Genomic DNA, 15,233 nt, shown 5'->3' with positions numbered 1-15,233 from the left:
TTCATACCGGTCGGTATGCTCGGCCGCGTCCGTGCGCCACCGTAGCCGCCCCGGGAGGACCCGTGTCCCGCACCGCCCTGCGTATCTGCCCCCTGTGCGAGGCCACCTGCGGCCTGACCCTCACCATCGAGGGCACGCGCGTCACCCACGCCCGCGGTGACCGCGACGACGTCTTCAGCGGGGGGTTCATCTGCCCCAAGGGTGCCTCCTTCGGGGCGGTCGACTCCGACCCGGACCGGCTGCGCACGCCGCTGGTGCGCCGGGACGGGGAGCTGTGCGAGGCCACCTGGGAGGAGGCCTTCGACGCGGTGGCGGCCGGCATCCGGCCCGTCGCGGAGCGCCACGGCCCGAACTCCGTCGGGGTCGTGCTCGGCAACCCCAACGTGCACACCATGGCCGGCGCCCTCTACCCGGCCGTCCTGCTCGCCGGGCTCGGCACCCGCAGTGTCTTCACCGCCTCCACGGTCGACCAGATGCCCAAGCACGTCTCCAGTGGCCTCCTCTTCGGCGACGCGAACGCCATCCCGGTGCCCGACCTCGACCACACCGACCACCTGCTCCTGATCGGCGCCAACCCGCTGGAGTCCAACGGCAGTCTGTGCACCGCCGCCGACTTCCCGGGCAAACTCAAGGCGCTCAAGGCCCGCGGCGGCACCCTCGTCGTGATCGACCCGCGGCGTACCCGCACCGCGAAGCTCGCCGACCGGCACGTCGCCGTCCGGCCCGGCACCGACGCGCTGCTGCTGGCGGCGATGGCACGGGTGCTCTTCGACGAGGGCCTCGTCGACCCGACGCCGCACGTGCAGGGCATCGAGGAACTCGCCGCGGAACTGGCGGACTTCACGCCCGAAGCCGTCGCCGGGGCCTGTGACGTCGAGGCCGGTGTCATCCGCACCCTCGCCCGCGACCTGGCCGCCGCCCCGACCGCCGCCGTCTACGGCCGCATCGGCAGCTGCACCGTCCCGCACGGCACCCTCGCCAGCTGGCTCGTCGACGTCCTGAACATCCTCACCGGCAACCTCGACCGGCCCGGCGGCGCGCTCTTCCCGCAGGCCGCCACCGACAAGACCCCGCGCCCCGCCGGGCCCGGCCGCGGCTTCGCCCTCGGGCGCTGGCACTCCCGGGTGAGCGGACACCCCGAGGCCAAGGGCGAGCTGCCCCTGTCGGCCCTCGCGGAGGAGATCGACACCGCCACCGAGGAGGGTGAGCCGGTGCGCGCGCTGATCGCCGTGGCCGCCAACCCCGTGCTGTCCGCGCCCGACGGCGACCGGCTCGACAAGGCGCTCGACTCGCTCGACTTCATGGTGAGCGTCGACCCGTACCTCAACGAGACCTCGCGCCACGCCGACGTGGTCCTGCCTCCGCCCCCGCCCTCCCAGAGCCCCCACCACGACTTCGCCTTCAACACCCTCGCCGTACGCAACCAGGTCCGCTACACCCGTCCGGCCGTCCCGCTGGAGCCCGGCCGCATGGCGGAGACGGAGATCCTGGCCCGGCTGGTCCTGGCTGCCACGGGCATGCACGGGGCCGACCCCGGCGCGGTCGACCAGATGGTCATCGACCAGACCCTCGGCAAGGCGGTGAAGGACCCGCACTCGCCCGTATACGACAGCGACCCGCGCGAGCTCGCCGGCCGGCTCACCGGCGACACCGGCCCGGAGCGCCGGCTCGACATGATGCTGCGCCTCGGCCCCTACGGCGACGGCTTCGGCGTACGGCCGGACGGACTGAGCCTGGAGAAGCTGCTCGCGCACCCGCACGGCATCGACCTCGGCCCGCTGCGGCCCCGTCTGCCGCAGCCCCTGAAGACCCCCAGCGGCCGGGTCGAGCTGCTCCCCGGCCCGATCGCGGGCGACCTGCCCCGGCTGCGCGCCGCCCTGGCCGAGCGCCCCGATGGACTCGTCCTGGTCGGTCGGCGCCATCTGCGCTCGAACAACAGCTGGATGCACAACGTGCCCGCCCTCACCGGCGGCTCCAACCGCTGCACCCTGCACCTCCACCCCGAGGACGCCGAGCGGCTGGGCGTCGAGGACGGGGCCGCCGTGCGCGTGAAGGGCGCCGGGGGAGAGGTCCTCGCACCCGCCGAGGTCACGGACGCGGTCCGCCCGGGCGTGGTGAGCCTGCCGCACGGCTGGGGTCACGACCGCCCCGGCACCCGCCTCGGCCACGCCTCCAAAAACCCCGGCGTCAACGTCAACCAGCTCCTCGACGGCCGCCTGCTGGACCCCCTGTCGGGCAACGCGGTCCTCAACGGCGTACCCGTCGAGGTCGCCCCCGCGAGCCCCGCCGAAAGTGCCTCCGTGACCGAAAAGCTCACCGCTCTGACCTGAGCAAAGCTGTGACCAGCAGTTTTGCGCTTATTGCTCGCACGTCAACGTCTTGTTAACGCTGCTTGACGGGACCTAACGTCTCGGGAACCGCCGGCCCTGGTGGGATGTTCAAGGGCGAACGTTAGGTATCCACTCATGCTGACCATCCTCGGCTTCGCCATGATCGCGACCTTCCTGGTCCTGATCATGATGAAGAAGATGTCGCCGATCGCGGCGCTCGTGCTGATTCCCGCGCTGTTCTGCGTGTTCGTCGGCAAGGGCGCCAAGCTCGGCGACTACGTCCTCGACGGCGTGACCGACCTCGCCCCCACCGCGGCGATGCTCATGTTCGCGATCGTCTACTTCGGCGTGATGATCGATGTCGGTCTCTTCGACCCGATCGTCCGCGGAATCCTCAAATTCTGTAAAGCCGACCCGATGCGGATCGTCGTCGGCACCGCCGTGCTCGCCGCCATCGTCTCGCTGGACGGCGACGGCTCGACCACCTTCATGATCACCGTCTCGGCGATGTACCCGCTGTACAAGCGCCTGAAGATGAGCCTGGTCGTGATGACCGGTGTCGCCGCCATGGCCAACGGCGTGATGAACACCCTCCCCTGGGGCGGCCCGACCGCCCGCGCCGCGACCGCGCTGAAGGTCGACGCCAGCGACATCTTCGTCCCGATGATCCCGGCGCTCCTGGTGGGCCTGGCCTTCGTCTTCGTCCTGTCCTACGTGCTCGGCGTGCGCGAGCGCCGGCGGCTCGGCGTGCTGACGCTGGACGAGGTGCTGGAGGAGGAGAAGGAGACCGAGACGGTCCTCGTCGGCTCCGGTGCCTCCGGCGACGGCAAGGTCTCGATGCGCAAGGGCGGCACGGCCGCCGCCGGCTCCGGCACGGACGCCCCCGCCGGTGCCACGGGCTCCGCCGCCTCCACCGCCTCCGGTGACGACGGCGCCTTCCAGGGCCTCGACCCGAACCGGCCCACCCTGCGCCCCAAGCTGTACTGGTTCAACGCGCTGCTAACGGTCGGCCTGCTCACCGCCATGATCATGGAGTGGCTGCCGATCCCGGTGCTCTTCCTGATCGGTGCCGCGCTCGTCCTCTCCGTGAACTTCCCGCACATCCCCGACCAGAAGGCCCGCCTGGCCGCCCACGCCGACAACGTCCTGAACGTCTCCGGCATGGTCTTCGCGGCCGCCGTCTTCACCGGCGTCCTCCAGGGCACCGGCATGGTCGACCACATGGCCAAGTGGATGGTGGACGTCATCCCCGGCAGCATGGGCCCGCACATGGCCCTCGTCACCGGCATCCTGAGCCTGCCGCTCACCTACTTCATGTCGAACGACGGCTTCTACTTCGGCGTCCTGCCCGTCCTCGCCGAGGCGGGTGCCGCGCACGGGGTCACCCCGCTGGAGATGGCCCGCGCCTCGCTCGTCGGCCAGCCGCTGCACATGTCCAGCCCGCTCGTCCCCGCCGTCTACGTCCTGGTCGGCATGGCCAAGGTCGAGTTCGGCGACCACACCAAGTTCGTCGTGAAGTGGGCCGCCCTCACCTGCCTGGTCATCCTCGGCGCGGGCATGCTGTTCGGGATCATCTGAGCCACTTCATGGAGGACGTCATCGTGAGGCCCGGTGGGAACCGCGGCTGGCTGCTCCGCCTCGTCATCGCCTTCAGCTTCGCGCAGGGGGCGGTGTCGATGGCCCGGCCCGCCGTCTCCTACCGGGCCCTCGCGCTGGGCGCGGACGAGCGCGCCGTCGGTGTTATCGCCGGTGTGTACGCGCTGCTGCCCCTGTTCGCCGCCGTGCCCCTCGGCCGCCGCACCGACCACGGCCGCTGCGCGCCCCTGCTGCCGGTCGGCGTGGTGCTGATAGCCGGCGGCTGCGCCCTCAGCGGCGTGGCCGGCTCCCTGTGGACGATGGCTCTGTGGAGCGGGGTGATGGGCCTCGGGCACCTGTGCTTCGTCATCGGCTCGCAGTCCCTGGTCGCCCGGCAGTCCGCGCCGCACGAGCAGGACCGCAACTTCGGCCACTTCACCATCGGCGCCGCCCTCGGCCAGCTGGTCGGCCCCGTCGCCGCGGGCGCGCTGATCGGCGGTGCGGACATGGCGGGCAGCAGCGCGCTCGCCCTGATCGTGGCGGGCGCGACCGCGGCGGTCGCCTTCACCTCGCTGTGGCGCATCGAGCATCGCCGTACGGCGTCCTCGTCCGACGCGGACAAGGGGGCCCGGGTCCCGGTCCGCGGCATCCTGCGCACCCGTGGCGTGCCGGCGGGCATCCTCATCAGCCTGGCCGTGCTGTCCGCGACCGACATCCTGACCGCCTATCTGCCGGTGGTCGGCGAGCACCGGGGCATCGCGCCGTCCGTGATCGGCGTCCTGCTCAGTCTGCGCGCCGCGGCGACGATCGCCTGCCGCCTGGTGCTGACGCCCCTGCTGCGGCTGCTCGGCAGGCCTCTGCTGCTCACGCTCACCTGTCTGCTGGCGGCCCTGCTGTGCACGGGCATCGCCCTGCCGGTGCCGGTGTGGGCGCTCGGACTGCTGCTGGCCGCGCTCGGCTTCTGCCTCGGGGTCGGTCAGCCGCTGTCCATGACGACGGTCGTCCAGGCCGCCCCCGACGACGCCCGCTCCACGGCCCTGGCCCTGCGGCTGACCGGCAACCGGCTCGGCCAGGTCGCCGCGCCCGCAGCGGCCGGGCTGATCGCCGGGGTCGCGGGTGTGGCGGCGCCGTTCGTGATGCTGGGGGTGCTGTTGCTGCTGTCCTCCGGGGTCGCCGTGCGGTCGCCGCGGGAGCCGGACGAGCGCGACGAGCGGGACGAGCCGGGTGACCGGGACGCGCCGGGCGGGGCGGGCCGGCCGGAGCAGTCGGGTGGTGAGGGTCGTGGGGGACGGAGCGGCCTCGGGCGCGGGGCGCCGCTGCGCCGGAAGAGCGATATCTGAGGCGCCGTAGGGCGGTGCTGCGGCCCTTTTGACGGTGAGGTGCCAGAGAGTCAGGTGACGAGGTGTTTGTATGAAAATCATCTGACTTGGAGGCATGTTCATGCCCGTCGTACCCCTCGCGCGTCGCGCCGGCGCCCGCACCGCCGTCCTCGCCGCCCTCACCCTCGCAGGGACCACCCTGAGCGGGGTGTCCGCCGTAGCCGCTCCCATCCCGGGGGACAATGGCGACGTCAAGATCCACGCCAGCACTACGGCCGCGGTCAATCAGCGCAACGACCCGAAGGTCTGCGACTTCTACCTCGCCGCGTTCAACTTCGACGCGGGTGAGCAGATCAACTGGACCATCCAGACCCAGCCCGAGGTCCCGGGCGGCGCCACGCGCACGGGCAGCTTCGTGGCCGACCCGACCGGCATGGGCCGTACCGAGGCCGTCGACCTGCCCAACGGGCAGTACAAGCTGACGTGGCTCACCGACCAGGCCCACGGCGCGGGCAAGTTCAAGGTGTTCAAGGTCGACTGCCCCACGTCCAAGCCGACGACGCCGGTCGGCGGCCCGCCCGCGGGCGGCGGCGGCATCGCCCGCAGCGAGGCCTTCACGCCGGTCACCGGCGCGGCCGCGGTCGGCCTGGCCGCCGTCGCCGGGACGGTCTGGTTCCGGCTCCGTCGGCGCCCCGATGGCGCCGCGTAGGCCGGGTTCCGCGGAGGGCTCCGCCCGGCCGGTGCGGGGCGGGGGCCCGCTCGGGCCCGACGCCGGGGTGGTGAGGCGGCGTGGGGGTGGTGCCGGGTCGGGTGCTGCTTCGGCGGGTCGGTGGGGGGCTGGTTCCGGTTCCGTGGATGTGCCGTCGGGGCGGCGTGGGGGTGGTGCCGGTTCGGGTGCGGCTCCGGTGGGCCGTCGGGGCGCCGCCGGCCTCGGTGCCCGGCCCGGCTCCGGGCCCGCCGGCGGTCCGGTCGTCCGGCGCAGGGCCGGGGCGGGGCCCGCCCGAGTGCCGTCAGGGCGGCGCGGGACCGGCCATGACGATGTCCGGGAGTTCCGGCGCGGGGCCGGGCGCGCCGCGGCACGGCCGGTGGTCCGGCGTGGCCCGGGCACCGGCGCCGTCCCGCCGGGGCGGTACGTGGCGCACGCCGGCGCTCCCCGGGGGTGGCGACGGCGGCGCCCGCGCAGGCCCTGGTACCGGACGCGTGCCTACCGGCTGACGCGGACGATCGTGATGGCCGTCTCGCTGCTGGTGGTGGTCGGGGTCTGCTGGGACCGGGGCGAAGAGCCCGGCGCGACGACGGTCACGGCCCCCCTCCCACCGGACTTCACCACGGCTGCCCACCCGTCGGGCTCCGGCTCCGGCACGGCCGACCACCCGTCCGGCTCCGGCACGGCCGGCCGGCCGTCGGGCACGGGCACAGGTACGGGTACCGGAAGCGCCGCAGGCCCGGGGACGAGCGACCGCCCGCCCGGCGCCGGCAAGGGCACGGCCACAGCGCCGGGCACCTCCGGCCCGGGCAGGACCGCCGTGCCAGGTGCCTCCAGCACCGCTGCCCTCCCTGCCGGACCCGCCACCCCCACCCCCGGCCCCCGCACCGGCCCGGCCGAGCCCCCCGCGTCCGCCGCGACACCGGCTCGCACCCCCGGGCCCCGCCCTCCCGGGCCCCGCACCCCCGGCGCCCGCCCCCCAGGGGCTGCCACTCCCGGTGCCCGCCCCCCAGGGGCTGCCACTCCCGGTGCCCGCCCCCCAGGGGCTGCCACTCCCGGTGCCCGCCCCCCAGGGGCTGCCACCCCCGGTGCCCGCGCCTCAGGAGCCGCCGCCCCCGGGGTCCGCGGAGGCGAGCCCGCCAAGCCCCCCGGCCGACCCGCGACCGCAACGCAGCGCCCTGCTCCCAGGCCTCCCGCCCCCGCCGCCCGCAAGCCGCGCCCGCCCGCCGGCCTCCGCCCCCTGCCCCGTTCCCGGGCCACTCGGCTCCTCATCCCCTACCTCGGCCTCGACGCACCGGTCATGGAGCTCGGCCTCGACCGCGACCGCCGCCTCACCGCCCCGCCGGACGACGACCCCAAGCTCGTCGGCTGGTACCGGCACGGCGCCTCGCCCGGCGAACCGGGCACCGCCGTGGCCGTCGGGCATCTCGACACCGACAGCGGGCCCGCCGTCTTCGCGGGGCTGACCGAGCTGAAGCGGGGCCGGATCATCAAGGCCCGGCGCGCCGACGGGCGGATGGCCGTCTACACGGTCGACAGGATCAAGTCGTACGAGAAGGCGCGCTTCCCGAGCCAGGAGGTGTACGGCGCCCGGGGCCGCCCCGAGCTGCGGCTGATCACCTGCGGCGGCAGCTACGACCGCAGGAAGGGCTACTCCGGGAACCTGGTCGTCTTCGCCCATCTCACCGGCATCCGCTGACCCGGCCCGGTCCCGCCCGACGGCCGGATCGGGTCGTCCGCCTTCTCACCACATGGACCGAAGCCCCCGATCTCGCCCGATGTCTTCCCCCGGCCGGGCACATTCCGTTAACTTCCGTGACCCACAGCCCCGTACGACCCGCACGGGGCTTCCGACCGCGGAGCACCATCGCCCGGACACCCCTCGGGGGCCCCTCATGACACGCGCCATCTCCCTGCACGACGTGAGCAAGGCCTACCCGCGGGGTCCCCGCGCGGTGGACCGGCTGACGCTGGACATCACGCCCGGCGAGTTCCTCGTGCTGCTCGGCCCGTCCGGCTGCGGCAAGTCGACCGTCCTCAGAATGATCGCCGGGCTGGAGGAGATCGACGAGGGCCGGCTGCTGCTCGACGGCCAGTACGCCAACGACCTGCCGCCGTCGGGCCGGGACATGGCGATGGTCTTCCAGAACTTCGCCCTCTACCCGAACATGACCAGCCGCGACAACATCGGCTTCCCGCTGCGCATCGAGTCCCCGGGCGTGGACCATCGTCCCCGGGTGGACGCCACCGCCCGCATGCTCGGCATCGAGGACCTCCTCGACCGCCTGCCCGGGCAACTGTCCGGCGGTGAGCGCCAGCGGGTCGCGATGGGCCGGGCCATCTCCCGCCACCCCTCCGCCTTCCTGATGGACGAGCCGCTGTCCAACCTCGACGCCAAGCTCCGCACCCACCTGCGGGCCGAGATCTCCCGGCTCACCAGGGAGCTGGGCGTCACCACGATCTACGTCACCCACGACCAGGCCGAGGCCATGTCGCTCGGCGACCGGGTCGCGGTGCTGCGCGGCGGTGTGCTGCAGCAGGTCGACAGCCCCCGCGTGGTCTACGCGCTGCCCAGCAACGTCTTCGTCGCCGCGTTCATCGGCACCCCGCGCATCAACCTGCTGCGCGGCCTGGTGCGCGCTCCGCTCGACGGGGCGATGACCATCAGCCTGGGCAAGCAGTTCCTGCGCCTGCCCGAGCCGCTCTCCCTCGACCACCAGCTGCTGCGCGTCCAGCAGGGCCGCGAGGTCATCGTCGGCCTGCGCTCGGAGGCCGTCCGGATCGCCAACCACAGCGCCGCCCGCCCCGGCGAGGTGCCGATCACCGGTCTGGTCGAGCACGTGGAGTTCCAGGGGCACGAGGTCCTCGTCCACTTCGATACCGGCTCCAGCCCCGCCGTCGTCGCCGAACTGGAGGCCGCGCGCCCCCGCCCCGGCCGCCCCGCCCGGCGGCGCCGCGACGGCTCGGTCCTCACGCGGCTGCGGGAGCGGTCCGGAGCCGGACGGGCCGGACCCGTGATCGCCCTGGACCGCCCCGAGGACCCACCGATGGCCGCGACCGCCGACGCCCGCCTGCCCGGCGACCTCATCGTCCGCACCACCCCGGACCTGGCCCTGCGCCACGGCATGCAGGTGCCGCTCCTCGTGGACCTCGCCCACCTCTTCGTCTTCGACCAGCACGGCGACCGCATCTGCCCGCATCCGGCGCGGCAGCCCGACCTGGGGGAGTGAGGAGCCGCACCGCCGGTCGGGACCCGCGCCGCGCTGTGACGGCCCGGCGGCATCCGGGTCCCGCCACCCCGGGATGTCTGGCGCCAGAAAACTATCGCCGCTAGTTTATGTGGCGGACGACGACGCCCCGCCCCCGGAGGAAGCGCGATGAAGGCATACGACGGCATGTACATCGACGGCGCCTGGCGCCCCGCCGCCGGCCAGGACGTGATCGAGGTCGTGAACCCCGTCGACGGGCAGGTCATCGGCACCGTCCCCGCGGGCACCCCCGCGGACGTCGACACCGCCGTACGGGCCGCCCGCGCCGCTCTCCCCGGCTGGGCGGCGACCCCGCCGGCCGAGCGGGCGGCACGGCTCTCCGCACTCCGGGACGTGCTCGTGGCCCGCGCCGACGAGATCGCCGGGACCGTCACGGCCGAACTGGGCTCGCCGCCGAAGTTCTCGCAGGCCGTCCACGCGGGCGTGCCGATCGCGGTGGCGGGCTCGTACGCGGAGCTGGCGGCGACGTACGCCTTCGAGGAGAAGACCGGCAACTCGGTCGTGCACCACGAGCCGGTCGGTGTCGTGGCCGCGATCACGCCCTGGAACTACCCGCTGCACCAGATCGTCGCCAAGGTCGCCCCGGCCCTCGCGGCGGGCTGCACGGTGGTGGTGAAGCCGGCCGAGGACACCCCGCTGGTCGCCCGGCTCTTCGCCGACGCCGTGCACGAGGCGGGCATCCCGGCGGGCGTCTTCAACCTGGTCACCGGTCTCGGCCCGGTCGCCGGTCAGGCCCTCGCGGAGCACCCCGGTGTCGACCTCGTATCCTTCACCGGCTCCACCGCCGTCGGCCGGCAGATCGCCGCCATCGCCGCCGGGCAGGTCAAGAAGGTCGCCCTCGAACTGGGCGGCAAGTCCGCCAACGTCATCCTCCCGAGCGCCGACCTGGCCAAGGCGGTCAACGTCGGGGTCGCCAACGTCATGTCCAACTCCGGGCAGACCTGCAGCGCCTGGACCCGGATGCTGGTCCACCGCGACCAGTACGACGAGGCCGTCGAGCTCGCCGCGGCCGCCGCCGCCAAGTACGGCGAGCGCATCGGCCCGGTCGTCAACGCCAAGCAGCAGGCACGGGTCCGCGGCTACATCGAGAAGGGCGTCGCGGAGGGCGCCCGCCTGGTCGCCGGAGGCCCCGAAGCCCCGCGCGAGGAGGGGTACTTCGTCAGCCCGACCGTCTTCGCCGACGTGACCGAGGACATGACCATCGCGCAGGAGGAGATCTTCGGCCCGGTCCTGTCGATCCTGAGGTACGAGGACGAGGAGGACGCCCTGCGCATCGCCAACGGCACCGTGTACGGCCTGGCCGGCGCCGTCTGGGCGGGTGACGAGGCCGAGGCGGTGGCCTTCGCGCGCCGGATGGAGACCGGCCAGGTCGACATCAACGGCGGCCGCTTCAACCCCCTCGCCCCCTTCGGCGGCTACAAGCACTCCGGCGTGGGCCGCGAACTCGGCGTGCACGGCCTGGCCGAGTACCTCCAGACCAAGTCCCTTCAGTTCTAGCCCAGGGGGTCCTTCCGTCATGGCTGTCCGCGCCGCCGTCCTGCCCGCAGTCGGCTCCCCGCTGGAGATCACCGGCATCGACCTGCCCGAACCCGGCCCCGGCCAGGTCCGGGTCCGGCTCGCCGCCGCCGGGGTCTGCCACTCCGACCTGTCCCTGTCCGACGGCACCATGCGCGTGCCCGTCCCGGCCGTCCTCGGGCACGAGGGCGCCGGTACGGTCGTCGCCGTCGGCGAGGGGGTCGGCCACGTCTCGCCCGGCGACGGGGTCGTCCTCAACTGGGCCCCGTCCTGCGGCGCCTGCCACGCCTGCTCGCTCGGCGAGGTGTGGCTGTGCGCCAACGCCCTCAAGGGCGCCGCCGACGTCTACGCCCGCACCACCGAGGGCACCGACCTCCACCCCGGCCTGAACGTCGCCGCGTTCGCCGAGGAGACGGTCGTCTCCGCGTCCTGCGTGCTGCCCGTCCCGGACGGCGTCCCGCTCACCGACGCCGCCCTCCTCGGCTGCGCCGTCCTCACCGGCTACGGCGCCGTGCACCACGCGGCCCGGGTCCTGCAGGGCGAGACGGTCGCGGTGTTCGGCGTCGGGGGAGTGGGCCTCGCCGCCCTCCAGGCCGCCCGGATCGCGGGCGCGTCGAAGATCGTCGCGGTGGACGTGTCCGCCGGGAAGGAGGAGCTGGCCAGGACGGCCGGCGCCACCGATTACGTCGTCGCCTCCGACACCACCGCCCGCGAGATCCGCGGCCTCACCGGCAAGCAGGGCGTCGACGTCGCCGTGGAGTGCGCGGGCCGCGCGGTCAGCATCCGCACGGCCTGGGACTCCACGCGCCGCGGCGGCCGCACCACGGTCGTCGGCATCGGCGGCAAGGACCAGCAGGTCACCTTCAACGCCCTGGAGATCTTCCACTGGGGCCGCACCCTCTCAGGCTGCGTCTACGGCAACTCCGACCCGGCGAAGGACCTCCCGGTCCTGGCCGAGCACATCCGTGCGGGCCGCCTCGACCTGAGCGCGCTGGTCACGGAACGCATCTCCCTGGACGGCATCCCGGCGGCCTTCGAGAACATGCTGGCGGGCAAGGGCGGCCGGGCCCTGGTGGTCTTCTAGCCCGCGATTCAGGTGCCCCGGCCTCCGCGCGAGGCCGGGGCCTTCGGCGTGCCCGGGCCCGCGGTCGATGCCAACTACAGGTAAAAGTCCTGGTGCGCGACCCGTTGACGTCCATACCGTCCGGTCAGTACGTTCCCCGGAACTCGAGCCACCCCCCGTTCCGTCCCCAGCACCCCCGGAGCGTGCACCGCATGGACACGGCACCTTCCGCTCAGCCCGTCACCACCACGCCCGCCGTCGGCAACCGACGCCGGGTGGCCACCGCGGCGGCGCTCGCCTCGGCCGTCGAGTGGTACGACTACTTCGTCTTCGGCATCGCCGCCGCCCTCGTGCTCGGCGACCTCTACTTCCCCGCCGGCAGCGCCACGGCAGGCGTCCTCGCCTCGTTCGCGACCTTCGCCGTCGGCTTCCTCGCCCGGCCCATCGGCGGCATCGTCGCCGGCCACCTCGGCGACAAGCGCGGCCGCAAGCCGATGCTCGTCCTCGCCCTCGCCCTGATGGGCGTGTCCACGACCGCCATCGGCCTGCTGCCGACGTACGACACGATCGGCGTGGCCGCCCCGATCCTGCTCGTCCTGCTCCGGGTCGCGCAGGGCGTCGCCGTCGGCGCCCAGTGGGGCGGCGCGATGCTCCTGGCCACCGAGTACGCCCCGGAGGGCAAGCGCGGTGTCTACGGCAGTGTCGTCCAGCTCGGCGTCCCCATCGGCGTGGTCACCGCCAACACCGTGTTCCTGCTGGCCGGCGCGCTCACCAGTGACTCGGCGTTCGCGGCCTGGGGCTGGCGGGTGCCGTTCCTGGTCGGCCTGCTGGTCCTCGCCCTCGCCTGGTACATCCACAAGCGTGTCGAGGAGACCCCGGCGTTCCGGGAGGCCGAGCGGGCGCTCGCCGAGAAGGAGAAGTCCGAGCAGAGCTCGCCGCTGCGCACGATCCTGCGCGGCCACCTGGGCACGGTGTTCCTGGCCGGCGGCTCCTTCGCCGTGAACACCGCCACCTTCTACATCCTCATCACCGGCGTCCTGGACTACACGACCCGGGAACTGGAGATGAAGAAGGGCCCGGTGCTCATGGTCTCGCTCTGCGTCAGCCTCACCCAGCTCGTGCTGATCCCGGCCGCCGCGGCCCTCTCCGACCGCGTCGGCCGCATCCGGATCTACGCCTTCGGAGCCGTCGGCATCGCCCTGTGGGCCGTGCCGCTCTTCCTGCTGATCGACACCGGCTCGCTGCTGTGGCTCGCGGTCGGCACGTTCGTCGCGAGCTGCTTCCTGAGCATCATGTACGGCCCCCAGGCCGCCCTGTTCGCCGAGCTGTTCACGCCCGAGATGCGCTACACCGGCGCCTCCCTGGGATACCAGATCGCGGCCGTGGCGGGCGGCGGGCTCGCGCCCTTCGTGATGGTGCTGCTGCTGGAGGCGACCGGCACCTCGATGGCCGTGTCCGGCTACATCGTCGTGCTCTCGGTGATCGCCCTGGTGTCGATCAAGATCCTCGCGGACCGGGCGCGCGCGGCCGAGGCGCGGTCCGCGCCGGAGACGAAGGCCGAGCCGGAGACGAAGGCCGAGCCGGAGGCGCAGGCCGGGTCAGCGGGCTGAGCCCGCTGCCTCCTCGGGCCGTGTCTCCGGAACCGCTCCCGGAGCCACGGCCCGGGCCGCCGCCCGCGACCGCGACCGGGACACCGCGACGCCCGCAAGGCACAGCACGCCGCCGACCAGCGTGAGCAGCCCCGGCACCTCGCCGAGGAACAGCCAGGACATCAGCACGACCAGTGCGGGCGCCGCGTACGTCGTCGCACCCATCCGGCTCGCGGTCGTCCGGGACAGGGCGTACGCCCAGGTCGTGAAGGCGAGGGCGGTCGGGAAGACGCCCAGATACACCATGTTGAGCGTCGCTGTGGCGGGCGCCGTGGCGGCCTCCTGCACGAGCTGCCCGGCGAACGGCAGGCACAGCACCGCGCCGACCAGGCACCCGAACGTGGTGACCTGCAACGGGCTCGCCGTGCCCAGCGCCGGCTTCTGCGCCACGACACCAGCGGCGTACGTGATGGCCGCCAGCAGACACAGCAGCACCCCGAGCATCGAGGAACCGCCCTCGCCCGACATCGACAGGCCCACCGTCACGGCACCGGCGAACGACACGGCCATTCCCGCCAGCAGCCGCGGCGGCATCGGGTCGCCGAGCAGCCGGGCACCGAGCAGCGCGATGAGGATCGGTCCGGTGTTGACCACCAGGGCGGCCGTCCCGGCGTCGACCTGCTGCTCGCCCCAGTTCAGCACGACCATGTAGCAGCCGAACCACAGCACGCCCGATATCGCGATCCCGCGCCAGGCCGAGCGCGGCGGCAGCCCCTCCCGCCGCAGCAGGCAGATCACCCCCAGCGTCAGCGCCCCGGCCAGCAATCGCCCGAGCGCCAGCGCGCCCGGTGAATACGCGTCACCCGCGCTGCGGATCGAGACGAAGGCGGAGGCCCACAGCACGACGGTCACCGCGGCCGCACCGGCGGCGAGCAGATCCGCGCGGTGGGCGGGAGGGCGGGGGGAGTTGATCATCATGGCTCCGAGGCTAGGGGGTGTGCAGGTGCGAACGCTCGCGGTTTTCGGGCCTTGTGGTGCGGGCTGACCGACGGGGTGTCGCGGCAGGTCCGGACCCGTTCCGGGGTCTCGGCGCAGCGCCGTCGCCGCCACGCCCGGCACATCGAAGTCTGGTCTCAGCGCAGCGCCGTCGCCGCCACGCCCAGCAGATCCAAGAGGGCGCGCTCACCGGCCGCCGTCACCTTCACGGCCCGCTCGGAGCCGACGCGCACGCACCACCCCGCGTCCAGCGCGTGCCGGCACAGCGCCGCGCCCGCAACGCCCGCGAGATGGGGACGGCGCTCGGTCCAGTCCAGACATCCCCGGGCCAGCGGCCGCCGGCCCCGGCGTTCCAGGCCGATCCCGGCCGACGCGAACCAGGCCAGCCCCGCGTCGGTGAGCGCGAACCCCGTTTCCTGCTCCAGCAGGCCGCGAGCCGTCAGCGCGTCGCTGACCACGATGCCGAGCCGCCCGGCGAGATGGTCGTAGCAGGTGCGGCCGCGGGCCATCGCCGAGCCGGCGCTCGACTCCCGCAGGGTGCGCGGCCGTGCGGTCTCGTCCGGCGCGACCTGCGAGGCCAGGTCCTCCAGCAGTTGCGCGACCCGCGCGTCGGCCAGCCGGACGTACCGGTGCCGGCCCTGCCGCTCCTCGGCGAGCAGTCCGCCCGCGACGAGACGGCCCAGGTGCTCGCTCAATGTCGACGCGGCGACTCCCGCGTGCCGCGCCAGCTCGCTGGCGGTCCAGGCCCGTCCGTCGAGCAGCGCCAGCAGGCACGCGGCCCGGGTCTCGTCCGCGAACAGCGCGGCGAGCCGTGCCAGGGCCGTCGCCTTCGGGTCCCTCGTGGTCATGCCCTCCAGCATGGAACACGAAC

General features: G+C 73.8%; 13 protein-coding genes. 9 read left to right on the top strand and 4 right to left on the bottom strand.

Annotated elements, in window-relative coordinates; genetic code table 11:
* The first annotated feature begins 62 nt into the window (after positions 1–62).
* The 4 genes from ABTX60_RS19645 (at position 63) to ABTX60_RS19630 (ending at position 5,933) form a co-directional block, all read left to right on the top strand.
* A complete protein-coding gene (locus ABTX60_RS19645; RefSeq protein ID WP_352098278.1) occupies positions 63–2,330 on the top strand; it encodes a molybdopterin oxidoreductase family protein in 2,268 nt (755 codons plus the stop codon).
* Positions 2,331–2,429: 99 nt separating this feature from the next.
* Positions 2,430–3,908: a CitMHS family transporter gene (locus ABTX60_RS19640; protein WP_352098277.1), complete on the top strand. Its 1,479-nt coding sequence runs from the start codon at positions 2,430–2,432 to the stop codon at positions 3,906–3,908.
* 23 nt (positions 3,909–3,931) lie between these two features.
* Complete coding sequence (locus tag ABTX60_RS19635) at positions 3,932–5,245, top strand: MFS transporter (RefSeq protein WP_352098276.1); 1,314 nt, start codon at positions 3,932–3,934, stop codon at positions 5,243–5,245.
* A gap of 100 nt (positions 5,246–5,345) precedes the next feature.
* On the top strand, positions 5,346–5,933 hold the full coding sequence (locus ABTX60_RS19630; RefSeq protein WP_352098275.1) for a hypothetical protein: 588 nt from the start codon (positions 5,346–5,348) through the stop codon (positions 5,931–5,933).
* 301 nt (positions 5,934–6,234) lie between these two features.
* Here ABTX60_RS19630 and ABTX60_RS19625 read toward each other — a convergent pair whose 3' ends face one another.
* Both ABTX60_RS19625 and ABTX60_RS19620 read right to left on the bottom strand, forming a co-directional pair.
* Positions 6,235–6,366: a hypothetical protein gene (locus ABTX60_RS19625; RefSeq protein ID WP_352098274.1), complete on the bottom strand. Its 132-nt coding sequence runs from the start codon at positions 6,364–6,366 to the stop codon at positions 6,235–6,237.
* 62 nt (positions 6,367–6,428) lie between these two features.
* Positions 6,429–6,770, bottom strand: coding sequence for a hypothetical protein (locus tag ABTX60_RS19620; protein WP_352098309.1), 342 nt, complete (start codon positions 6,768–6,770; stop codon positions 6,429–6,431).
* On the opposite strand from ABTX60_RS19620, the gene ABTX60_RS19615 reads away from it, so the two are divergent.
* From ABTX60_RS19615 to ABTX60_RS19595, 5 genes are all read left to right on the top strand, one after another.
* Positions 6,751–7,629: a class F sortase gene (locus ABTX60_RS19615; RefSeq protein WP_352098307.1), complete on the top strand. Its 879-nt coding sequence runs from the start codon at positions 6,751–6,753 to the stop codon at positions 7,627–7,629. The two genes, ABTX60_RS19620 and ABTX60_RS19615, sit on opposite strands and share 20 nt — an antisense overlap.
* 196 nt (positions 7,630–7,825) lie before the next feature.
* A complete protein-coding gene (locus tag ABTX60_RS19610) occupies positions 7,826–9,160 on the top strand; it encodes an ABC transporter ATP-binding protein (protein ID WP_352098273.1) in 1,335 nt (444 codons plus the stop codon).
* Positions 9,161–9,307: 147 nt separating this feature from the next.
* A complete protein-coding gene (locus ABTX60_RS19605; RefSeq protein ID WP_352098272.1) occupies positions 9,308–10,696 on the top strand; it encodes an aldehyde dehydrogenase family protein in 1,389 nt (462 codons plus the stop codon).
* 19 nt (positions 10,697–10,715) lie between these two features.
* Positions 10,716–11,798: a Zn-dependent alcohol dehydrogenase gene (locus ABTX60_RS19600; RefSeq protein WP_352098271.1), complete on the top strand. Its 1,083-nt coding sequence runs from the start codon at positions 10,716–10,718 to the stop codon at positions 11,796–11,798.
* Positions 11,799–11,989: 191 nt separating this feature from the next.
* Positions 11,990–13,387 (top strand): MFS transporter, encoded by a 1,398-nt coding sequence (locus ABTX60_RS19595; protein ID WP_352098270.1) that lies wholly within the window; start codon positions 11,990–11,992, stop codon positions 13,385–13,387.
* On the opposite strand, the gene ABTX60_RS19590 is transcribed toward ABTX60_RS19595, so the two are convergent.
* Together ABTX60_RS19590 and ABTX60_RS19585 are read right to left on the bottom strand one after the other, a co-directional pair.
* Positions 13,376–14,344 (bottom strand): DMT family transporter, encoded by a 969-nt coding sequence (locus ABTX60_RS19590; RefSeq protein WP_502992354.1) that lies wholly within the window; start codon positions 14,342–14,344, stop codon positions 13,376–13,378. The genes ABTX60_RS19595 and ABTX60_RS19590 overlap by 12 nt on opposite strands.
* A gap of 155 nt (positions 14,345–14,499) precedes the next feature.
* Positions 14,500–15,222 carry an ArsR/SmtB family transcription factor gene (locus ABTX60_RS19585; protein ID WP_502992353.1) on the bottom strand — a complete coding sequence of 241 codons (723 nt, stop codon included), beginning with the start codon at positions 15,220–15,222 and terminating at the stop codon, positions 14,500–14,502.
* Between the last annotated feature and the right edge of the window lie 11 nt (positions 15,223–15,233).

Source organism: Streptomyces sp. NPDC126510 (genome assembly GCF_040302345.1).
Lineage (GTDB): Bacteria > Actinomycetota > Actinomycetes > Streptomycetales > Streptomycetaceae > Streptomyces.
Note: the sequence above shows the minus strand (reverse complement) of the source record. Positions and strands in the feature narration are given on the sequence as shown.